This window comes from Vibrio sp. TRT 21S02 (assembly GCF_050113675.1).
Classification (GTDB): Bacteria; Pseudomonadota; Gammaproteobacteria; order Enterobacterales; family Vibrionaceae; genus Vibrio.
On the sequence record NZ_JBNJOI010000012.1, the window covers coordinates 86,715 to 109,514 of the forward strand.

The following is a 22,800-nucleotide window of genomic DNA, read 5'->3' on the forward strand; positions in this document are numbered from 1 at the left end:
ATTAATTAAGAATATTAGGGACAGCCAGCCTGAATGGCTCAATGTCAGCGATGAACTCACGGCCTTTTCCATCGAGCATCATGTAGTGTCCTTGCATTACACCAACGGGAGTCTCCAAGGCTGTTCCACTGCTGTAGGTGTATTCATCGTTGCCGGAAATAAAAGGTTGTTGCCCAACAACACCGTCGCCTTCGACAGTGCTTTGTTTTCCATTTGCATCTGTGATGAGCCAACGGCGACTAATGAGTTGAACTGTTTCTTGGCTCAAGTTTTTTATCGTAATGATGTAGGCGAAAACGTAGCGCTTAAGAGTTGGATCTGATTGTTCTGCGAGATACTTGCTGTGAACTTGTATTTTTATACAAGGTTGAGAGATATCCATAAAGCAATCCTTCTGCCTGGAAAAAAGACAGTGGTTTTCACCACTGCCTTTTACATTTAAGTCACGTTGAGCGAGGGGCTATTTATGATTAGCATCTAACCAGTTTGCCATATCAACAAATTGCTCTAGAGTTAGATTCTCTGGGCGCATCGTTGGATTAATGCCAAGCTCAACTAATATTTCTTCAGAAATAAGTGACTTATAGCAATTTTTCACTGTCTTGCGACGTTGGTTGAACCCTTCACGGCATACTCGATCAAGCCAGTTCAGACTTGTCGCAGGATGTGGAACTTCTTCATAAGGCACAAGACGGACTACCGCAGAATCAACTTTTGGTGGTGGCACAAATGCCGTAGGCGGTACTTCTAAAACAGGTACCACTTTACAGTAATATTGTGCCATGACTGTTAAGCGGCCATAAGCCTTGCTACCTGGACCTGCTGCTAAACGATTCACCACCTCTTTTTGCAACATGAAATGCATGTCTTGGATATCTTTGTGATATTCAAACAAATGGAACATCAGTGGTGTGGAGATGTTGTAAGGCAGGTTACCGAAAATACGCAGTTTGTTGTTTGGCTTTACCAGTTGCGTAAAGTCGAAGCGCATAGCGTCGCCTTCATGAATAGTCAGTTTGTCGGCAAGCTCAGGATGGTTGCGTAGGCGCTCTGCAAGATCTCGGTCCAGCTCGATGACAGTGAACTTATCGACTTCACGTCCTACAGGCTCAGTAATCGCCCCTAAACCAGGACCAATTTCAACAAGGTTTTGTCCTGGTCTTGGATTAATCGATGACACAATACCATCAATGATATAAGGATCGTTTAAGAAGTTTTGACCAAAACGTTTACGCGCTTTGTGCCCTAAATGGACATCGTTTCTCATAGTATTCTCTGAATTAATTAGCTTTGTTATCAACTAAGTCGATAGCGTATTTTAGTGCCGTCCTGAAGCTTCCGGTATCTGCCGTTCCTTTACCTGCCAAATCTAAGGCGGTGCCATGGTCGACAGAGGTTCTGATAAATGGCAAGCCGAGCGTGATATTCACTGAGCGACCAAAGCCTTTATATTTTAGCACTGGTAGCACCTGATCATGGTACATACCCAATACTGCATCTGCTTCTTGCAGATATTTGTGGTTAAAAATCGTATCGGCAGGCAAAGGGCCTTGTAGATCATAACCGTTTGTTTGACGTAGTGTCTCGAGTGTTGGCGATATGGTTTCAATTTCTTCCATACCGAGACAACCATCTTCACCTGCATGTGGATTTAAGCCACATATGTAGATTTTTGGCTTTGGAATCGCAAATTTCTCTACTAAGTCTTGGTGGAGAATATGAATGATATTTTCCAAGCGCTCCTGTGTAACAGCTTTTGAGACGTAGGCTAGAGGAATATGCGTTGTGACCAAGGCAACACGTAAGCCTTCTGTTGCAAGCATCATCACAACCAGAGGAGTATTTGACTTCTCTGCAAAAAATTCAGTATGGCCACTAAATGCGACCCCTGCTCGGTTAATTACCCCTTTATGAACAGGGCCGGTGACAATAGCATCAAACTCACCATTCATACAGCCTAATGCGGCTCTTTCTAATGTTTTAAGTACGTAATGGCCGTTTTGCTCATTCAACTTGCCAGCTTCAGCAATCGCATCCATCGCAATGTGTTCAACAATTAAAGAACCCGCTTGTTGAGGGGAAGCGGCTTGTGTTGGATTGTAATCAATCAATGTAACATCAATGCCGAGCAGTTTAGCGCGCTCAGCCAGCATGTTTTTATCTGCACAAACAACGATTTGGTGAGGCCAACTCTCTTTAGAGAGTGCAAGCACCAAATCGGGGCCAATACCGGCAGGCTCACCTGCCGTGACAATAATCCGTTTACTGCTCATCGCCGTGGCCTTCTAGGCGTTCAATATAGGCACTGGCACGGATCTCTTGTAACCATGCGCTGGCTTCTTCATTGAATTTACGATTAAACAGAATACGGTAGGCCTTATTTTTTAGGGCAGCATCTGTGCGATCAACCTGACGTCGTCCCATGACTTCAACAATGTGCCAGCCATGAACGGTTTTAAATGGTTCACTGATTTGGCCAACAGGTAAGGTTTCTACTTGGTGCTTAAACTCAGGCACATAAAGGTCCGCGGTCTGATAACCTAGCTCACCGTATTGCGCAGCAGAGCCAGGGTCTTGGCTGTATTGTTGTGCCAGCTCACCAAAGGTTGCTTTGCCTGATTTAATGCGACGGATGAGTTCTTTCAACTCTTTTTCTGCGCCTTCATCACTTAAAATAACGGTCGGTTTGATCAAAATATGGCGCGCATTTACTTCAGTTACAGCAACGGTTTCTAACCCTTTCACATCATCAATTTTAAGAATGTGGAAACCTACACCACTGCGGAATGGGCCAATAATACTGCCTTTATTCTGAAGTTTAATGTGATCGGCGAAAATGGTTGGCATTTCTTCTTTTTGCATCCAACCCCAATCACCACCTTGTAGAGCTTTAGGACCTTTTGAATAGGTATAAGCCATGGTGCTAAAGTCGGCGCCTTTTTTCAGCTTTTTAACCAGCTCTTTGGCTTGGGCTTCGACCGCTGACTTATCATCACCGTCTTCAACGCGGATCTGAATATGGCTGACTTTATATTGAACCGTTGCATTGGTCTCTTGTGCCAAAATGTTTGCTAGGTTATCTACTTCAGCGGGAAGGATATTAATACGGCGACGAACCAAGGCATTACGTGCTTCACTGGCCGCAATTTCTTTACGGATTTGCTCGCGAAACTCAGCATAGCTTAAGCCTTCTGAAGCGATGGATGCCGTCAGTTGCTCGATAGATTGCTTGTTATTTTTTGCAATTTCAGCAATGGCAGCATTGAGTCGGTTATCATCGATTCGCACACCAATACGCTCTGCTTCTTGTTGCTGGATAGCATCAATGATCAGTTTTTCAGTCACCTGCTCTTTTAAAATAGAGGCTTCAGGCAGTGCTTGCCCATTTTTTCTGGCGTTAGCTTTTAGGGTCTTGATTGCAGAGTCGATATCACTTTCTAATACCACTCCTTTATTGACGATTACCGCAACTTTATCTAGCTCTACTGGCGCAGCATGTGCCACAGATAATGTGCATACTGTTGTCAGAGCTAATAATGTTTGTTTCCACAGTTTCATCGATGTTCCTATTATTTAAAATGATCCGTTAGAGTTGTTTCCAACGGATCGAATTTATTAGTTATTTAAGAAGAATGGTCGGCCATAACCGAGTGAATTACCTGCGCTACCAGTCCCTGCTGCGTCTGAGCCTGCACCAATATTGGTACCAAAACCGACAATGCCGAAGTTAACGCTGAAGTTGTTCTCATAAACAGGCGTTGCGTTATCTGAATGAATAAAGTCGCCATCCCAGCTTCTTAACTGATTACTGTAGGTAAAACCGATATACCAGCAATCAGAAGTGTAGTTGAGACGAGCTAGCCATTCTAAGGCTTCGTTTGTGGTCAAATCGTGATAGTACTGCGCACTGGCATTCCAATGGCGAGAGATTTGATAAGCACCTAACAAGCCTGCTTGAGAGATGCCTTCGCGCGTGATTGAACTGGTATCAAAATTGACGGTTTCTTCAATATAGTCTTGCGTGACGTAACGATAGTTCCCTTGTAGATAGCCACCATTAAATCGGTATTCCAAGGTACTGTTCGCCAGTTGCATCGCACTGGTGTCGATATCGTACTGAACCCCGCCGTGATAGAACAAATAGTCATCGTAGTTGAAGTCCATCTCCACAGCCCAAGCAGAATAGCTAGAGTTCTTACTCTCTCCCGGAGCATCTGATGGTGAGTTATCATCGCGGTTGAGGTAGAAAATCTGACCAAAGGAGATATTCAAACGCTCTTTGTATTGGTCATCAAAGAAACGGCTGGAAGCACCGTAGCTAAATTGATTTGCAGAAGCGATACGGTCCACACCACTGTATTTTCGGCTGCGGAAAAGACCGTAATAATCGGTTTGTAGCAACGTCGTATCGTAGAGGTAGATATCACTTTGATCTTGTTCTGGTACAAACAGATATTGAACTTGTGGCTCAAGGGTTTGAGTGTAGTTATCCAGTATGGTGGTATCACGTTCTAATACAATACCAGCATGGGAGCGAAACTCAGGGATCACTCGTGAAGTGGTCTCTTTGAGATTGTAGCCTTCAAATTGCGACGATGAGAGATCAAGCCCATCAAGGTCTTGCTGATAGTAGGTACCCAGTAAGCGAGCTTCGGTAGTCCAAGTGCCCCAAGTGGTACCAATAGGAATAGTAATACCCGGTTCAACATGTACACGAGTAGCTGATGGTTTTGTCGTGTCGTCAGTATCAAAACGCGAAATATGGCTGACAATATCGAAATCAAGGTAGCGCATCAGCTCTGGTGCGTAGTAATTGAATTCGAGCTGCGGTAACAATCGATATGGCAGGTTGCCCGTGTTCGTCAACACCTGAAAATCTCGCGTCAGTAATGACGCATCCCAAGATTGCGAGCGGTAAGTCGCTCGGGCTTCTTGAATTAATTGGCCGTCTTCACGGTTACCAATACGAGAGTCAATATCGGTGAAATATTGAATGTCACTGACTTTGGAGTAATCAACTTCAAATTTCCATGCTTGCTGGAAAATACCATTGTGCTTGTATTGGAAGCCCCAACGATCCCCTTTTTCTGGGTATTTCTTATCGTCAGGTAAGTACTCGGCATCAAGAGTACCAGAGCCGAACGACGTTAGGTAACGGAAGGTACTATCGAGTTGCACGCCTCGTTTTTCCATATAACGGAACGTTGTTTCCAAGTCGTAGTTTGGCGCGAGGTTCCAGTACACCGGGATATCGAGTTCAAAGCCGTCTTTAGAGCCGTAAGACACGGTTGGATAAAGGAAACCTGTTTTACGCGTATCCCCGACAGGAACAACAAGGTAAGGCAGGTAGAATACCGGTACATTCTGAATTTCAAAACGTGGGTTGTAGAAGGTGGCTTGTTCTTCGTCTTGATCAATGTCGATGCTAGAGGCGCGCATACGCCATGCATTATTGCCTTCAGGACAAGAAGTAATCGAGCCATCCTCAATTTCGTACACAGCTTTACCTGTCTTAGAAATGTAGACAGCTTCACCACGTCCCGGTTCACACAGGAACTTATAATCGGTATTCTCGAGTGTCACATTATCATTGTTGAGGTTATTTACTGCTTTATCAGAGATGGTCTTGACTTCACCATCACTAAATTGAACATTGCCCTCTGCAACGACAATATTTTCCTTCTGGTGCAAGGTAACGTTGTCAGCGTGCATACGCTTTTTGCCTTGAACCACAACAACATTGCCACTGTAAGTAGCTTTATCGCCATTAATGGCTTCGAGAGAGTCTGCTTCAACGTTAATTGGCTGTTGATTTGGATTTTCGGGCTCAGGTTCGTTGATCAAACATTGATCTATAGCGGGCAGTTCCTGCACACTATCATCGAATACAGCTTCGGCTTGAGTCTGAGGCACAAAAAAAGCGGCACTGATTGAAGCGGCTAACAAGGTGCGGGAGAAACGTGACATCGAGTTTTACTATCCTGTTGAACTTGATACATTCGGTGAACGAGTGACCGAATGTTAAATAAAACGGTCTCTATCATAAAGGAAATTAAAGCTTCCGGCACTATCAGACCGCAGAACGATGAAAAAATTCAGAGATTGAGAACACATAATGCATATTTTTGGCAAAATTCTTGGTGGCTTTTTTGGTTTCCTATTTGGTGGGCCGTTTGGTGCGGTATTTGGCTTATTTATCGGTCACCAGTTCGATAAAGCGCGTCGTTTAAGTCAAGCTGGCTTTCGGAGTAACCCATTTGGTGGTGGGCCATCTCAGGCGGAGCGTCAAGAAGAGTTCTTTAAAGCGGCATTTGCGGTGATGGGGCATGTTGCTAAAGCAAAGGGGCAGGTCACCAAAGAAGAGATCCAACTGGCATCGACCATGATGGATCGCATGAACCTTCAAGGAGAGCAACGTCGTGCTGCGCAAGATGCTTTTCGTGAAGGGAAATCTTCAGACTTTCCTTTGGATACGATGCTTGAGCGCGTGCGTATTTCATCGGGTGGTCGTTTTGACTTAATGCAGTTCTTTTTAGAGTTACAGATTTCGGCTGCGTTTGCTGATGGTGATGTTCATCCAAGCGAACGCAATCTCTTGCACCGTATCGCACGTGGACTTGGTTTTTCATCCCAGCAACTAGAGCAGCGTTTACGTATGCAAGAAGCGGCGTTTCGTTTTCAACATGGCGGCGGCGGTTTTGGTGGCCAACATGCTGGCGGCTCGCATTCTGGTGGTCATTCGTCGGGTTGGCAACAGGCGTCTCAAGCCAGCCAGCTGTCCGATGCCTATAAAGTGTTAGGTATAGAAGAGAGTGCAGATGCGAAAGATGTGAAACGGGCTTATCGCAAACTGATGAACGAGCATCATCCAGACAAACTGATGGCGAAGGGGCTACCGCCAGAAATGATGAATGTGGCTAAGGAAAAATCTCAGGAAATTCAAAGTGCTTACGACTTGATTAAGAAAGTGAAAGGTTTTAAGTAATTGATTCGGTATAAAAAAGGCGAGCCACATGCTCGCCTTTTTTGAATCTATTGTCATTATTTACGCACAGCAATCGCTTCAATTTCGATACCGACATCTTTCGGTAGACGAGCAACTTCAACGCATGAGCGAGCAGGGTAGTTTGCCACATTATGCTCATCAAAGAACTTTCCATACACTTCGTTAACGGTGCCGAAGTCGTTAAGATCTTTAACGAAAACCGTCATTTTCACGATGTCAGTAACACTTAGGCCAGATGCTTCTACCACTGCTTTTACGTTTTCTAAAGATTGGCGTGCTTGCTCTGCGATGTCTGCAGATACTTCACCAGTAGCAGGGTTTACTGGGATTTGGCCCGAAGTCAGTACCATGTTGCCAAGATCCACACCTTGTACGTATGGGCCAATTGCTGCTGGAGCAGATTCTGTGTGAAGTACTTTAGTCATTGTTATATTCCATCTTGTTAGCGTAACCAGTGAAATGACTGATTCGCGGATTAGGTTAGGAGAGCCAGTGTGCCTTCAATTTTTTATAAGGTAAAGGGCAAAATACCTCGCCATAGCGAGGTATTTCAGGCTTTTGACAAAGCACTTTTATTTAACGTTCAGTGACGATTTCACGAGAGAATACCTTCTCGCAGTATTTACACTTAAGGGTAATGTTGTCTTTTTTCTCAAACACTTTAAAGCTACTTTCCACTGGCTCATCGTGGGTAATACAGTTGCTGTTTGGGCATTCGAACACGTTATTAATTTGTTCTGGCAGTTCAAGAGCCAGTTTCTTCACTACTTCATAGTTCTCAATTTGATTGACGGTCGCATGCGGAGCATACAGCGCCAGTTTGCTCGCTTGCTCCTCACTAATAAAGATGTTCTCTATTTTTAATAGATCTTTATGGCCAAGTGCAGATGACGGTAGGTTTAGCCCCACCGTGACACGTTGCTCGGATTTATGCATCGAAAACAGCTTGAGTACTTTAATCCCAATTTGCGCTGGAATGTGGTCAATGACGGTGCCGTTTTTAATTGCCTCAACTTGCAATTGCGTTTCTTTAGTCATGTTCCTTCTCCCAATTACAAAGATTCATTCAGTACAAGAGCCAATAAGGCTTCACGCGCATACACGCCGTTTTCGGCTTGCTCGAAGTAGTAAGCGTGTGGTGTTTTATCAACATCTACTGTGATTTCATCAACTCGTGGCAGTGGATGTAGCACTTTCAGGTTTTCACGTGCACCCTCTAAGAGTGCCGCCGTTAAGATATATGCCGATTTAATGTGAGCGTATTCAGACTCATCAAAGCGCTCTTTTTGCACGCGTGTCATATAAAGGACATCCAGTTCCGGAATGACACTTTCCATGTCTGTGTGCAGGCTGTATTCAATGCCTGACTCATCCAGCTCTTCACAGATATAATCTGGCATCGCAAGGGCTTCTGGGGCGATGAAGAAGAAACGTACATTATTGAATTTCGCCAGCGCTTGAGTTAGCGAGTGGACCGTGCGGCCATATTTTAAGTCACCGACAAACGCCACGTTCAGGTTATCAAGACGACCTTGAGTTTCGGCGATAGAGAATAGGTCAAGCAGCGTTTGAGTTGGATGTTGATTCGCACCATCACCTGCGTTAATCACTGGGACGCCATTTGAAAATTCAGAGGCTAGGCGAGCAGCCCCTTCTTGCGGGTGACGCATGACAAAAGCGTCAACATAAGAGGAGATGACTTGGACTGAATCCGCTAGCGTTTCTCCTTTTTTGGCCAATGATGTATTACCGCCATTATCAAACCCAATCACGTCACCACCAATGCGCTGAATGGCGGTTTCGAAGGAAAGACGAGTACGCGTTGAAGGCTCAAAAAAGCAGCTCGCGACGACTTTGTTCTTTATCAGCTCAGGTTTGGGCTCTGCTTTGAGCTGACCAGCGGTTTCCACTATCAATTCAAGTTCTTGGCGTGAAAGCTCTGGTATTGAGATAATGTGCTTGCGGTAAAGCGAGTTAGTCATAATCATCTTCCCTTTAGGCAATAAAAAAGCCCCCCAAAATGGGAGGCTTTAGAAATCAATAGAAATAGCGAAATGGCTTGCAGATAAACGACTGCGTTTATCAATGGTAAAGTGCATTGTAGAACACGAATGACGTGGCATGTTTCACTATCTCCAGACAAATTGCCGAGCATTATACGCCGAAGATTTGTGAGCGCAAGCGATTACATCAAGGAATTATGCGCTACTTCAGGGGGCTTAACTGCCAAGTGTTGCCACCATCACCGCTTTAATTGTATGCATTCGATTTTCTGCTTCATCAAAGACGATAGAGTGGTGCGATTCAAAAACCTCTTCCGTCACTTCAAGCCCATTCATGCCGTATTTTTCAGCCACTTCTTTACCGATGGTGGTTTCATCATTGTGAAAAGCCGGTAGACAGTGCATAAATTTCACATTTGGATTGCCAGTTTTGGCAATAACCTCCATGTTGACCTGATAAGGCGTCATCATGGCGACTCGTTGATCCCAAGCTTCTGGCGCTTCACCCATAGACACCCACACATCGGTATAAAGGAAGTCACAACCTTTTACCCCTTCCTCGACGTTTTCAGTAAGAGTGATTTTTGCACCAGTCTGTTTGGCAATGGACTGACATGTTGTGACCAACTCTTCTTCCGGCCAGTAGGCCTTAGGTGCGACAAGGCGAATGTCCATACCCATTTTAGCAGCCCCAACTAGAAGCGAGTTTCCCATGTTATTGCGGGCATCTCCGAGATAAGCAAACTTAATTTCATACAATTGCTTACCGCGGCCATGTTCTAGCATGGTCAGAAAGTCAGCGAGAATTTGAGTTGGATGGAATTCGTTGGTGAGACCATTCCAAACGGGAACGCCAGCATGAGTTCCTAGTTCTTCAACAATAGCTTGACCAAAGCCTCGGTACTCAATGCCGTCGTACATTCTTCCGAGTACACGTGCGGTGTCCTTCATCGATTCTTTATGGCCGATTTGTGAGCCAGAAGGGCCGATGTAGGAAACCTGAGCACCCTGATCAAAAGCGGCAACTTCAAAAGCGCATCGGGTACGGGTAGACGCTTTTTCAAAGATTAGGGCAATGTTTTTGCCCACCAGTTTTTTCTGCTCAGTACCTGCGTATTTTGCTTTCTTAAGATCAGCAGAAAGGTCGAGGAGAAATTGGATCTCTTTTGGTGAGAAATCGAGCAGCTTAAGAAAGTTGCGATTACGTAAATTAAAAGCCATTGCGTGCTCCAATCCTTGAGTTCGTTCGGTCAATGACATTAGTAAAACATAAAAATGAAGTTTGTGTGAATAATTATTTTAAAAACAAGGCGAGACATGAATTTTATCTCGCCTTTTGTGATTATAAATTCTCCTCGGCAAATTCAGCTAAGCGACTTCGAACGACGCCGTTGAGGTGAATATTGGCACTCCCTTCGAAGTTTTTGAACCGCTCAACCATGTAGGTGAGTCCTGATGTGACGGGGGTGAGGTAGTGAGAGTCAATTTGGGCGAGGTTACCAGAACAGACGATCTTCGTGCCTTCACCGCAGCGAGTAATGATGGTTTTGATTTGTGATGCGGTGAGGTTCTGACATTCATCCAATAACACGAAGGCATTTTGGATAGAACGACCACGCATGAAATTGATTGACTTAAACTGAATATTTGCTTTGTCACAGATGTACTTGAGTGAACCTTCAGTGCAGTGATCGTTTTTGTGAAGCGCTTCTAATGTATCGGTGACAGCTGCCAGCCAAGGCAGCATTTTCTCTTCTTCTGTTCCGGGTAAGAAACCGATGGATTCACCGATGTCAGGGGTATTTCGGGTCACAATGATCTTATCGAACATGTTTTTCTCGATGGTTTGCTCCAACGCAGAAGCCAGCGCGAGCAGTGTTTTACCACTCCCTGCAGCACCAGTTAGGATCACCAAGTCAATTTCAGGATCGAGCAATGCGTCCATTGCCATGCCTTGATAGATGTTTTTTGGGGTAATGTCCCACGCCCGGCGGTTCATCATTCTTTCACGGCTAAGATCTTTTAAGGTGATGCAGTCTTCGCTAATGGCTTCGACTCGACCAACGAAGTCACTCTCTTCGTCAATGACGTATTGGTTGATGTATGTGGGTTCAAAAGGCTCTCGTGAGAGGGTGTGGAAGGTATCACCACCTAAATTGCGACTATCTACTTCGGAGACTCTGTTCCAGAAGTTCCCTTCACATTGTTGAAAACCTTTGGTGAGGTATTGCACATCATCAATCAACTGGTCGGTACGATAGTCTTCCACAAAACGAACCCCCGCCCCTTTTGCACGTAGCCGCATATTAATGTCTTTGGTGACCAGTACGACTTCTCGTGGTGCCCGCTTGTTTTGCAAATAAAGCACGGCGTTGAGAATGCGGTTGTCACCAGCTTTATCGGCAAAAGCTTTGACTGTTTCCTGCAGTTCAAAGTCTGCCAAGATTGCAATGTGACCAGCGGATTCTTTCTCACGTGAGATAGGGATCCCTTCTGAAATTTCATCCGGCGTAGCTTCTTTAAATAAGGCTTCTAGGGCGCGAATAGCGACGCGGGCGTCTCTGGCGACATCGCGTTTGCTGTCTTTAATTCGGTCGAGTTCTTCTAAAACCGTCATGGGGATGACGACGTCGTGTTCCTGAAAAGAGTAGATGGCGAGAGGTTCGTGCAGCAGGATATTGGTATCCAGTACGAACAATTTCCGGTCAGTATCACCCATAAGCATCTCCTTGCCGTTTCGCGGCGTGCATTCTCTGTGCAAGACGTAAGAGCGAGTCTTTCGCAAAGCCAGAGAGGTCTGCGCTAGATTGCAGGTGTAGCCGACGCTATCGGTTGGAGATCGACTGGTTGTACTACCTCTGCAAACCCGTGTTGATCTTCTCGGTAAGCATGCATCCTTTGTGCCATGGTCATTTTATTGACCTTTTCTGTTGCACGCTTATTACGATTATAAGTCATTCTCACAACACGCCTGCTTAGAAGTGCCATGTTTTTCTTACAATTTGATGTCACCTGAAAGGTGCAGAAAAAATTGTCGTTTTTTGCGGGCTTTGTACGTGACCTGTGTCACGGCTTCAAGTAATATTAGCGACCTTTTTCTGAGCCATAACCAGTCATCAATTTCTTTATGCTGGTTGTCTTTTATGTGGCCAGAGAGCGACTAAGATAAGAACTATTCCCCTAACCAACAAATGAGGTAGTCGATTCATGACATTTGCTTTGGGTCAGCGCTGGATCAGCGATACGGAAAGCGATTTAGGTTTAGGAACCGTCGTAGCATTGGATGCTCGTACTGTTACGCTGATGTTTGCAGCGTCCGAAGAAAACCGAGTCTATGCACGTAATGATGCTCCTGTAACCCGAGTGACCTTTAATACCGGAGATGTGGTAGAAAGCCAGCAAGGTTGGTCACTGATCGTTGAGCAAGTGGTGGAAGACAATGGCTTGTTTACCTACGTGGGTAAGCGAGAAGATACCGAAGAAGAAGGGGTTGCACTGCGTGAAATCATGCTGAGCAACCAGATCCGCTTCAATAAGCCTCAAGATAAATTGTTTGCCGGTCAAATTGATCGCATGGACAACTTTGTTCTGCGTTACCGCGCTTTAACTAATCAATATGAGCAACATAAGAGCCCAATGCGTGGCCTGTGTGGTATGCGAGCTGGCTTGATCCCGCATCAGTTATACATCGCCCATGAAGTCGGGCGTCGTCATGCGCCGCGTGTTTTGTTGGCCGATGAAGTGGGTCTAGGTAAAACCATTGAAGCAGGCATGATCATTCACCAACAAGTGTTGGCAGGTCGTGCTGAGCGTATCTTGATTGTGGTTCCCGAAACGCTACAGCATCAGTGGTTAGTGGAAATGATGCGTCGCTTTAATCTGCATTTCTCTATTTTTGACGAAGAGCGCTGCATTGAAGCCTTTGCCGATGCAGATAATCCATTTGATACGCAGCAGTATGTACTGTGCTCATTAGACTTTCTACGTAAGAGTCGCAAACGCTTTGAACAAGCCCTTGAAGGGGAATGGGATTTGTTGGTGGTGGATGAAGCGCACCACCTTGAATGGAGCCCTGAAAGCCCAAGTCGTGAATATCAGGTGATTGAAGGGTTAGCTGAACGTACGCCGGGTGTGCTGCTACTGACCGCAACACCTGAGCAGCTGGGGCGTGAAAGCCATTTTGCGCGTCTGCGTTTGCTTGATTCAGACCGTTTCTTTGATTACGAAGAGTTTGTTAAAGAAGAAGCACAATACGCTCCAGTTGCTGATTCAGTCAGTGCTCTTTTCTCGGGGCAGAAGTTAGAAGATACGGCGAAAAACCAGATCACTGAGCTACTGTCTGAACAAGATGTCGAACCGCTATTCCGTATTATCGAAAGTGATAGCGACGAAGAAGCTAAAGCGGCTGCTCGCCAAGAGTTGATCGATAACCTGATGGACCGTCACGGTACGGGCCGAGTTCTGTTTCGTAATACGCGTGCGGCGGTTAAAGGTTTCCCGACTCGCAACGTGAATTTACTCGCGATGCCAATTCCACAGCAATACACCACGTCAATGCGTGTTTCTGGGATGATCGGCGGTAAGATGAGTGCAGAAGCGCGCGCCGTGAAAAATCTATATCCAGAAGAGATCTTCCAAGAATTTGAAGGCGAAGATTCCAGTTGGTGGCAATTTGATAGTCGTGTGAACTGGCTACTTGAGAAAATCAAAGACAAACGCAGCGAGAAAATTTTGGTGATTGCGTCGCGAGCAAGCACCGCATTGCAACTTGAGCAAGCGTTACGTGAACGTGAAGGCATTCGTGCGACCGTATTCCATGAAGGTATGTCGATCCTTGAGCGTGACAAAGCTGCTGCATATTTTGCGCAAGAGGAAGGGGGAGCTCAGGTTCTGATCTGTAGTGAGATCGGCTCTGAAGGCCGTAACTTCCAGTTCGCGAACCAACTGGTGATGTTTGATTTACCGTTTAATCCTGATTTATTGGAGCAGCGTATTGGCCGCTTAGATCGTATCGGGCAGCAACGTGATATCGACATTCATGTACCTTATCTTGAAGGGACATCTCAGGCGATTTTAGCGCGCTGGTTTGATGAAGGTCTGAATGCGTTTGCTGAAACTTGTCCGACAGGACGTGCCGTTTACGACAAGTTTTCTGATCAATTGATCGAAATGCTGGCTTCAGGTGATACGGTTGAACTTGATGATGTGATCGCCCAGTCTGCGGTCATGAACAAAGAATTGAAAGCACAGTTAGAGCAAGGACGTGACCGTCTGCTTGAAATGCACTCTAACGGCGGGGAAAAAGCGCAAGCGATTGTTGAGAAAATTGCCGCGACAGATGGCGATACCAATCTCGTCACTTTTGCGCTTAGCCTGTTTGATACCATCGGTCTCAATCAAGACGATAAAGGTGAAAATGCTCTAGTGGTTACACCATCTGAGCACATGATGGTACCTAGTTATCCAGGGCTGCCTTATGAAGGGGCGACCATCACTTTTGATCGTGAAACGGCACTGTCGCGTGAAGATATGCACTTGATCAGTTGGGAGCACCCGATGATCCAAGGTGGTATTGATTTGTTGATGAGTGAAGGTGTTGGGGCGGCGGCTGTCTCACTACTTAAGAACAAAGCGTTGCCTGTTGGCACGATGTTACTTGAACTTGTTTACAAAGTGGATGCGCAGGCGCCTAAACGAAGTGGTATTGGCCGTTTCCTACCAACTACGCCAATTCGTTTAATGATGGACGGGAATGGAAACGATTTGTCTGAACAGGTGGAGTTTGAAAACTTCAACCGTCAACTTAGCCCAGTAGGTCGCCATATTGCGAGTAAGCTTGTCACATCGGTACAAAACCAAGTCCATGCATTGATTGCGGCAGGGGATAAGTTGATTGTTGATAAAGTGGCAGCAATTCGGCAGCAGGCTCAGCAGGAAATGCAAGTCAGCTTGAATGCTGAGCTAGAGCGTTTACAGGCTCTGAAAGCGGTTAACCCAAATATCCGTGACGAAGAGATCGAGGCAATTGATGCGCAAATTAAAGAGCTTACAGGCTACATTAGCCAAGCTCAGTATCAACTGGACTCGCTGCGCATGATTGTCGTATCGCACAATTAACGCATAGTGACCAAACGCTACAGTCTCTAGTGGCTGTAGCGTCATATCAAAAGAAAACGGATTCAGTAAACAATGGCAATGCTAGAGTACAACCCGCCCCGTGAGCCTTGGGTTAATATTGTATTTGAAGATGAGCATATCCTTGCAGTCAATAAGCCTTCCGGACTGTTATCTGTACCTGGACGTGCGCCTGAGCATTATGACAGCATGTGGTCACGTCTTCAGGAAACCCATCCAGATATTCAGGTTGTGCACCGTTTAGATATGTCGACGTCAGGCTTAATGGTGTTGGCAAAAAATAAGCATGCAGAAAGTGCGTTGAAAAAACAGTTTCAGTTTCGTTTGACTCATAAAGTGTATTACGCGCGAGTTTGGGGAGATGTGGAACAAGAAGAAGGGGTGATCGAGTTGCCATTGATTTGTGACTGGCCAAATCGCCCCAAACAAAAAGTTTGCTTTGACGATGGAAAACCATCAAAAACACTGTTTCAGGTTGCGAAGCGAGAAGATAAAACCACGATTGTTCGCTTGCTACCAGTGACGGGGCGTTCGCATCAACTTCGGGTTCATATGCAGGCATTAGGGCACCCGATTGTTGGTGATGAATTCTATTCCGAAGGGGAAGCGTATGAGTTTTCGGATCGCCTTGAGCTTCATGCTGCAGAGCTGAGCTTTTATCACCCTCGTAGCCATTGGCTTCGCAGTATTTTTGTTCCTTGTGACTTCTATCTTGAAGCTGAGGAGATGATCTTTGATTATTTCGAACCTGTGCGAAAATTACCGGATTACAAAACGCTGCCACGCCCTTAACTGAACCCCACTTAGGCAGCGAAAGGAGAATTTATGTCGCTGCCTATGCTTTCCCCAACCGTCGTCTTTCTCGATAGAGCGACTATTCCTGCTCATATTCCTATCCCGCCATTGCCTTTCCAACATCAATGGGTCGAATATGACTTCACGTCTTCAACACAAGTCGTCGAACGCCTTCAAAGAGCTGATATTGTGATCACCAATAAAGTCGTGTTAGATCAAGCGATCTTGACCCAGTTACCGGACTTAAAGCTCATCGCGATTGCGGCAACGGGTTTTAATAACGTCGATATCGATTATTGTGGAAAAAATGGTATTGCCGTAACCAATGTTCAAGGTTATGCCACTCAGTCTGTCCCAGAACATGTATTGGCGATGATCTTCTCTCTTAAACGCAATTTAAGGGGCTATCACAACGACATTCAAAATGGAGAGTGGCAGCGCAACAAACAATTTTGCTTCTTTACTCATTCCATCGGTGATATTGCGGGATCGACACTGGGCATTATTGGCTCCGGTACATTAGGTTTAGCCACTGCAGAGTTGGCAAAAGCTGTTGGCATGAAGGTGCAGTTTGCTGAGCGAAAGGGTGCCACGCAAATTCGTGAGGGATACTTGTCTTTTGAGCAGGTATTAAAAACTTCCGATGTGCTCTCACTGCATTGTCCGCTAAATGAGCAAACACAAAATTTGATTGGTGAAGCAGAGCTTAACCTGATGCCTTTACATGCCATTTTAATCAATACCGGGCGAGGGGGCTTGGTGGATGAGTGGGCGTTGATAAAGGCTTTAAAGCAGGGCGTGATCGGGGCTGCGGGTTGCGATGTTTTTAGCAAAGAACCTGCAGATGAAACAAATCCGCTGCTGGCGAATATCGACTTGCCTAATCTATTGTTAACCCCTCATGTCGCATGGGGGAGTGATTCTGCAATTCAGCGTTTAACCGATATTCTTATGGATAATATCGTGGCTTTTATGGAAAGCAGAGAGCAGAATCGCGTGGTGTGATTTACGCTTCGATATGATTGGAGGGGTCAATGGATTCTTGGTTGAGCTATTAGTTGTGAGCTATGTCTATGCTTGTATACGATTCTTGTTACATTTGTAGACGAAATAGAAAAAGTGTAAGAAATTAAGACTTTAATACTACTAATAATCTAACGTCAGGAATCTTAAGTATGAGTCAGAATCCATTTGTTAACCCCGTTTCGTTTAATGGACGAGGTAGTGAATTTTTTGGAATATGGATTGTTAATATCCTTCTCTCGATCATAACTCTCGGTATTTATTCTGCTTGGGCTAAGGTTCGAACTAAGCGTTACTTTTACGGTAATACGTCCATTGCTGGTGATAACTTTGAATATCACGCGACGCCGATACAAATTCTAAAAGGTCGTATTGTCGCACTTATCGTCGTACTAATTTGGTCAGTGGTTAATGGTGTTGCGCCCGTGGTTAGTATGGTGCTATTACTCGCTTTCTATGTTGCTCTGCCGTGGTTGCTGTGGAGTAATGCGCGTTTTGATGCCGCGATGACAAGTTATCGGAATGTCCGTTTTTCATTTACAGCAACAGTAAAAGAGGCCTATGTGACGTTATTAGGGCGTGGCTTAAGTGCTTTGATCGTGGCGATGATCTACTTTTTTATCGTCGTGACCATTGCATCACAATCTGTCATCGCTGCGGTTGTTTTGGGGGCGAGCTCTTTAATCCTTTTAGCTGTGCTTTATGGTTGGGTTGTTGCTGGTGTACAGAAGCTGTTTGCCAATAGTTATCAGTACGGTGATTGGAAACTCAGTGCTGAGATAACTAATGGATTTTTCATAAAAATGTACCTGAAGGCGCTATTATTTGGTGTGGTTTCATCTATCTTACTTTGTATTGTTATGTTCGGAACTGTACTGAATGGAATCGATTTTCATGCATTGCAAGGTGGTGATTTTAGCTCGTTAGCTGGTGGCGGTGTATTTGTTTTTGTCTATGTTTCTTTAATCACCTTATCTATTGTATTAAGCGCCTATACTACCGTTTGTGTTCGTAATTATGTTTTCGGCCAACTATGTGTCAATCATGATCAAAATACAGAAAACAATTATCAGCTCAGTTCGAGCCTTACGATCGCCAGTTATGTCTGGCTGGTCGTTTCTAATTTTTTATTGCAAATTGTTTCGTTAGGGATCGCTCGTCCTTGGGTTATGGTTCGGACAACGAATTATTTTGCAGAAAATACCAAAGTGATTGGTGATTTGTCACTCCTTACCTCTATTGATCAAGATTCAGATGTCAAATCAGCGATTACAGATGAAGTAGCTGAGGCATTCGATATAGGTATTGGGATCGGTTAATGCGGGTCCAAGGAATAGCATTCCCACCTCGTAGCTCAATTCGCTATGAGGCTGAATTAGATGTCAGCCAATCAAATTGCCTATCTCTACACGTAAATGGCGATATATTCAGCTGTCAGCAACAAGATGTGGAAATCAGTGTACCAGTGGGTAATCTCCCTATTCGTTTTATTTTCCCGAGTGGTTGGATGTTTGTTGCTGAGCGTACTGATGAAGTGAGTCAATGGCTAAAACGTAACAGCAAATCTGGAAGGGCAGATAAACTTGAATCCAGCATCATAGCTTGGTTTATAGGTTTGGTTGTTAGCATTAGTGTTTTATTGGGTGGGTATTATTATGCGTTGCCTTGGGGGAGTGAAAAAGTCGCGAAATTGATCCCTAGCTCTATATCAGTTTCTCTTGGCAATAAAGTACTAGAAGCCTTTGAGAGCCGTTGGCTACCCAGTGAATTACCTGAGAAACAACAAGAGGTTATTCGTCAGCGGGTGAGTCAACATTTGCAACAACTAGAGGCGCTACCGTATCCGATTGAAATACTCTTTCGTTCATCTGATATGGGGGCTAATGCGTTTGCTTTACCGGGTGGTAAAGTGGTTCTGCTCGATGAGTTGATTGAACTTGCTGAAAATGACCAACAACTAGATAGCATTATTTTGCATGAGCTTGGTCATGTTTATCATCGTCATATGATGGAAAAGCTGGTGCACTCGAGTCTTATCTCTGTTGGTGTGGTGATGCTATTCGGAGAAAGTTCAGGAATTGTCGATAACCTTGTCAGCATAGGTGTATTCATCATATCTAACGGTCATTCAAGGATGGCAGAGAGCGAAGCTGATGAATATGCTAAACAGGCAATGATACAGCTATACGGTTCAAGTGAGCCAATGGCTGAAATGTTCGAGTTATTCCAAAAACAGGATACAGTTGATATACCGAGTTGGTTAAGCTCTCATCCGGATTCTGAACAGCGAATTAAATCTGCTAGAGAGTAGTGCTTATAAAAAAGGCAGCATATTCGCTGCCTTTCTTTTATTCAGACTTTGAGAATTAAAGCGCTGCAATTGTCGCTTTTTGCTCTTCTAGCTTAGCTAGTGTCTCTTTGTAGCCTTCAAGCTTCTCACGCTCTTTAGCAACAACAGCTTCAGGTGCTTTCGCTACGAAGCCTTCATTACCTAGTTTGCCTTCGATACGCTTGATTTCGCCGTGAGTTTTCTTGATTTCGCCATCTAGACGAGCAAGTTCAGCGTCTTTGTCGATCAGACCCGCCATTGGGATCATAAGCTCAGACTTAGCAACCAATGCAGTTGCACACGCTGGCGTTTCTTCGTCAGCAGCAAGTACGCGTACAGATTCTAGTTTCGCTAGAGACATCAGTACTTGTTTGTTTGCTTCTAGACGCGCTGCGTCTTCTGCGTTTGCTGCTTTCAGCATAACGTCAAGCGGCTTACCTGGGTTGATGTCGTATTCAGCACGTAGGTTACGGATGCTGGTAATGAACGCTTTCACCCATTCAATATCGTCTAGCGCTTCTTGGTTGAAGTTTGCTTCGTCGAATTGAGGCAGTGCTTGAAGCATAATTGTCTCGCCTTCCACATCTTCAACCAGTGGCTTGATGCTTTGCCAGATAGTTTCAGTGATGTAAGGAATCACTGGGTGAGCCAGACGCAGAGTCTTCTCAAGAACCGTGATTAGTGTACGGCGAGTACCACGCTGCTGCGCTTCAGTACCTTTCCATAGAACGGGTTTAGTTAGCTCTAGGTACCAGTCACAGAATTGGTTCCAGATGAATTCGTAAAGCGTGTTAGACGCCATATCTAGACGGAAGTTGTCGATATGGTTGTTGAACGCTTTCGCTGCAAGTTCAAACTGAGACTCGATCCACTTATCCGCTAGTGAGTATTCAATCTCACCACCCTGTTCGTTTGCAGAATGGAAGCCACAATCTTGCTCTTCTGTGTTCATCATTACGTAACGGCTTGCGTTCCATAGTTTGTTACAGAAGTTACGGTAACCTTCAAGGCGCTTCATATCCCAGTTGATATCGCGACCTGTTGATGCCATTGCTGCAAGAGTGAAACGTAGTGCGTCTGTACCGTATGCTTCGATACCGTTTTCAAACGTCTTACGAGTGTTCTTCTCGATCTTCTTCGCTAGCTGAGGCTGCATCATGTTGCCACAACGCTTCTCTACTAGAGACTCTAGATCGATACCATCGATCATGTCGATTGGGTCAAGTACGTTACCTTTCGACTTAGACATCTTGTCGCCGTTTTCGTCACGGATTAGACCAGTAACGTAAACAGTCTTAAATGGTACTTGTGGTTTGCCGTTTTCGTCTTTCACGAAGTGCATGGTCATCATGATCATGCGCGCAACCCAGAAGAAGATGATGTCGAAACCAGTTACTAGTACGTCTGAAGGGTGGAATACTTTCAGATCGTCAGTTTGCTCAGGCCAACCTTGAGTACCGAACGTCCATAGTGCAGAAGAGAACCATGTGTCCAGTACGTCTTCGTCTTGGTGAAGTTCAATGACTGACTCTAGGTTGTTGTTCTTACGAACTTCTTCTTCGTCACGACCTACGTAAACATTGCCTTGGTTGTCGTACCAAGCTGGGATGCGGTGACCCCACCATAGCTGACGAGAGATACACCAGTCTTGAACATCACGCATCCAAGAGAAGTACATGTTTTCGTATTGCTTAGGAACGAATTGGATGTCGCCGTTTTCTACTGCTTCAACCGCTGTTTTCGCTAGAGGCGCAGTACGTACGTACCATTGGTCAGTTAGCATAGGTTCGATAACCACGCCACCACGGTCGCCGTAAGGAACTTGTAGATCGTGATCTTTCACTTCTTCAAGTAGACCTAGCTCGTCGAATTCAGCAACGATAGCTTTACGAGCGGCAAAACGCTCCATACCGTGGTACTTAGCTGGTAGCTCAGTGCTGTAAGCGTCGCTTGCTTCGCCGTTGGTGTTGAATACTTCAGAAGCGTCACGGATGTTCGCGTCGAAAGTCAGAATGTTGATCATTGGTAGCTGGTGGCGCTTACCAACTTCGTAGTCGTTGAAGTCGTGCGCAGGTGTGATTTTCACACAGCCAGTACCTTTTTCCATATCTGCGTGCTCATCGCCCACGATTGGGATGCGACGATCAACGATAGGAAGGATGATTTCTTTACCGATAAGATCTTTGTAACGTGGATCTTCTGGGTTAACTGCAACACCAGTATCGCCTAGCATGGTCTCTGGACGAGTGGTTGCAACAACGATGTAGTCTTTGCCATCCGCTGTTTTAACGCCATCTGCTAGTGGGTAGCGGAAGTGCCACATGTTGCCTTTAGTGTCTTTGTTCTCTACTTCTAGATCTGAAATCGCAGTGTGTAGCTTTGGATCCCAGTTAACTAGACGCTTACCGCGGTAGATGAGATCGTCTTCGTATAGACGCACGAACACTTCTTGAACGGCGTTAGATAGACCATCGTCCATCGTAAAGCGCTCACGATCCCAGTCTACAGATGCGCCAAGACGACGAAGCTGCTTAGTGATCGTGCCGCCAGATTCGCCTTTCCATTCCCAGATTTTGTCGATGAAAGCTTCACGACCGTAATCGTGTTTTGTTTTGCCTTCTTCTGCAGCGATCTTACGCTCAACAACCATCTGAGTTGCGATACCAGCGTGGTCTGTACCTACTTGCCAGAGTGTGTTTTTACCCTTCATGCGCTCACAACGGATAAGCGTATCCATGATCGTATCTTGGAACGCGTGGCCCATGTGTAGGCTACCAGTGACGTTCGGTGGCGGGATCATGATGCTGTATGATTCTTTAGTCGTGTCACCGTGTGGCTTGAAGTAGCCTTTCTCTTCCCAAGCTTGATATAAAGCTTGTTCGATTGAAGTTGGGTTATATGTTTTTTCCATAGCTATAGGTATTCTGCGGATAGTTCTGGTTAAGTTTTAAGTCAATCTTTATAAGTGAGGGATCTCAAATAAGATCGCCTTAACTATAAGGATTGACCGGTTATTCGTGCTGTGGCGCTAACTGTGTTCGATTTCGATCGTTTGTAGCTGATAGCCAGCTTGGCGGTAGATTTTATACCTTTCTCTTGCGAGCTGCTTGGCTTTTTCTTCGCAAGGGACGAAGTCTACCACTTCGGCAAACTTGTTCGCAAAGGTTGTCTCATTTTCCGCCAAATTAATTACTAATTGGCGGTTCCAAGTTGGTTTAATACCATCGTAGCCAATTTCAATATTGGTGGCGTACTTAGGGCCTTCTCCAACAAGGTTGTGAGCCGTAAATTGCTCCGGATTGACCTGCCAAAAACATTCAGCGATATGTTCAGCATGGCGTTTATCTTGGCAATTGAGGTATACCTTAGCGCCTTGTTTGGCGAAATGTTGAGACAGAAACAAAATGTATTGCTCAAAGCCATCTTTGCTCGCCTGAGCTGAATCGGGTTTTACGATGTAAAATGTGGCATTTGACATAATATGATTCCATCACTTGATAGATGCAGTT

The 22,800-nt window shown here is 45.2% G+C and carries 19 protein-coding genes; 6 read left to right on the plus strand and 13 right to left on the minus strand.

Annotated elements, in window-relative coordinates:
- Position 1 precedes the first annotated feature (1 nt).
- The 5 genes from apaG to lptD all read right to left on the minus strand — a co-directional run bounded on the left by apaG (position 2) and on the right by lptD (position 5,967).
- Entirely contained in the window at positions 2–382 is a 381-nt protein-coding gene (apaG, locus tag ACQEXU_RS15765; RefSeq protein WP_427011544.1) for a Co2+/Mg2+ efflux protein ApaG, read from the minus strand.
- Positions 383–460: 78 nt separating this feature from the next.
- Positions 461–1,267: a 16S rRNA (adenine(1518)-N(6)/adenine(1519)-N(6))-dimethyltransferase RsmA gene (gene rsmA / locus ACQEXU_RS15770; RefSeq protein ID WP_427011545.1), complete on the minus strand. Its 807-nt coding sequence runs from the start codon at positions 1,265–1,267 to the stop codon at positions 461–463.
- A 13-nt stretch (positions 1,268–1,280) separates the two neighbouring features.
- The gene (pdxA, locus tag ACQEXU_RS15775) at positions 1,281–2,273 is read right to left on the minus strand and encodes a 4-hydroxythreonine-4-phosphate dehydrogenase PdxA (protein ID WP_427011546.1); all 993 of its coding nucleotides are present in this window, start codon (positions 2,271–2,273) and stop codon (positions 1,281–1,283) included.
- A complete protein-coding gene (gene surA / locus ACQEXU_RS15780) occupies positions 2,263–3,558 on the minus strand; it encodes a peptidylprolyl isomerase SurA (RefSeq protein ID WP_427011547.1) in 1,296 nt (431 codons plus the stop codon). Before surA ends, pdxA begins: the two co-directional genes overlap by 11 nt.
- Positions 3,559–3,615: 57 nt before the next feature.
- On the minus strand, positions 3,616–5,967 hold the full coding sequence (lptD, locus tag ACQEXU_RS15785) for an LPS assembly protein LptD (RefSeq protein ID WP_427011548.1): 2,352 nt from the start codon (positions 5,965–5,967) through the stop codon (positions 3,616–3,618).
- Between the two features lie 148 nt (positions 5,968–6,115).
- On the opposite strand from lptD, the gene djlA reads away from it, so the two are divergent.
- A complete protein-coding gene (gene djlA / locus ACQEXU_RS15790) occupies positions 6,116–6,985 on the plus strand; it encodes a co-chaperone DjlA (RefSeq protein ID WP_427011549.1) in 870 nt (289 codons plus the stop codon).
- Between the two features lie 56 nt (positions 6,986–7,041).
- Here djlA and ACQEXU_RS15795 read toward each other — a convergent pair whose 3' ends face one another.
- From ACQEXU_RS15795 to ACQEXU_RS15820, 6 genes are all read right to left on the minus strand, one after another.
- Positions 7,042–7,431 carry a RidA family protein gene (locus ACQEXU_RS15795; protein ID WP_038175327.1) on the minus strand — a complete coding sequence of 130 codons (390 nt, stop codon included), beginning with the start codon at positions 7,429–7,431 and terminating at the stop codon, positions 7,042–7,044.
- A gap of 151 nt (positions 7,432–7,582) precedes the next feature.
- Entirely contained in the window at positions 7,583–8,044 is a 462-nt protein-coding gene (gene pyrI / locus ACQEXU_RS15800; RefSeq protein WP_367988106.1) for an aspartate carbamoyltransferase regulatory subunit, read from the minus strand.
- A 14-nt stretch (positions 8,045–8,058) separates the two neighbouring features.
- Positions 8,059–8,988 (minus strand): aspartate carbamoyltransferase, encoded by a 930-nt coding sequence (pyrB, locus tag ACQEXU_RS15805; RefSeq protein WP_427011550.1) that lies wholly within the window; start codon positions 8,986–8,988, stop codon positions 8,059–8,061.
- 237 nt (positions 8,989–9,225) lie between these two features.
- Positions 9,226–10,230 (minus strand): ornithine carbamoyltransferase, encoded by a 1,005-nt coding sequence (locus ACQEXU_RS15810; RefSeq protein WP_427011551.1) that lies wholly within the window; start codon positions 10,228–10,230, stop codon positions 9,226–9,228.
- A gap of 121 nt (positions 10,231–10,351) precedes the next feature.
- Positions 10,352–11,728: a PhoH family protein gene (locus tag ACQEXU_RS15815; protein WP_427011552.1), complete on the minus strand. Its 1,377-nt coding sequence runs from the start codon at positions 11,726–11,728 to the stop codon at positions 10,352–10,354.
- A gap of 83 nt (positions 11,729–11,811) precedes the next feature.
- Positions 11,812–11,967 carry a hypothetical protein gene (locus ACQEXU_RS15820; protein WP_367988110.1) on the minus strand — a complete coding sequence of 52 codons (156 nt, stop codon included), beginning with the start codon at positions 11,965–11,967 and terminating at the stop codon, positions 11,812–11,814.
- A 249-nt stretch (positions 11,968–12,216) separates the two neighbouring features.
- Here ACQEXU_RS15820 and rapA point away from each other — a divergent pair, with 249 nt between their 5' ends.
- The 5 genes from rapA (at position 12,217) to ACQEXU_RS15845 (ending at position 19,273) form a co-directional block, all read left to right on the plus strand.
- Positions 12,217–15,126 carry an RNA polymerase-associated protein RapA gene (rapA, locus tag ACQEXU_RS15825; protein WP_427011553.1) on the plus strand — a complete coding sequence of 970 codons (2,910 nt, stop codon included), beginning with the start codon at positions 12,217–12,219 and terminating at the stop codon, positions 15,124–15,126.
- A 72-nt stretch (positions 15,127–15,198) separates the two neighbouring features.
- Complete coding sequence (locus ACQEXU_RS15830) at positions 15,199–15,936, plus strand: RluA family pseudouridine synthase (protein ID WP_427011554.1); 738 nt, start codon at positions 15,199–15,201, stop codon at positions 15,934–15,936.
- Positions 15,937–15,981: 45 nt separating this feature from the next.
- Positions 15,982–16,944 carry a D-2-hydroxyacid dehydrogenase gene (locus ACQEXU_RS15835; RefSeq protein WP_427011571.1) on the plus strand — a complete coding sequence of 321 codons (963 nt, stop codon included), beginning with the start codon at positions 15,982–15,984 and terminating at the stop codon, positions 16,942–16,944.
- Between the two features lie 170 nt (positions 16,945–17,114).
- Positions 17,115–18,281: a YjgN family protein gene (locus tag ACQEXU_RS15840; RefSeq protein ID WP_427011555.1), complete on the plus strand. Its 1,167-nt coding sequence runs from the start codon at positions 17,115–17,117 to the stop codon at positions 18,279–18,281.
- Positions 18,281–19,273, plus strand: coding sequence for a M48 family metallopeptidase (locus ACQEXU_RS15845; protein WP_427011556.1), 993 nt, complete (start codon positions 18,281–18,283; stop codon positions 19,271–19,273). The genes ACQEXU_RS15840 and ACQEXU_RS15845 overlap by 1 nt, the downstream gene beginning before the upstream one ends.
- Before the next feature lie 55 nt (positions 19,274–19,328).
- On the opposite strand, the gene ACQEXU_RS15850 is transcribed toward ACQEXU_RS15845, so the two are convergent.
- Positions 19,329–22,202, minus strand: coding sequence for a valine--tRNA ligase (locus ACQEXU_RS15850; RefSeq protein WP_427011557.1), 2,874 nt, complete (start codon positions 22,200–22,202; stop codon positions 19,329–19,331).
- A gap of 117 nt (positions 22,203–22,319) precedes the next feature.
- A complete protein-coding gene (locus ACQEXU_RS15855; protein ID WP_427011558.1) occupies positions 22,320–22,769 on the minus strand; it encodes a DNA polymerase III subunit chi in 450 nt (149 codons plus the stop codon).
- Positions 22,770–22,800: the final 31 nt, after the last annotated feature.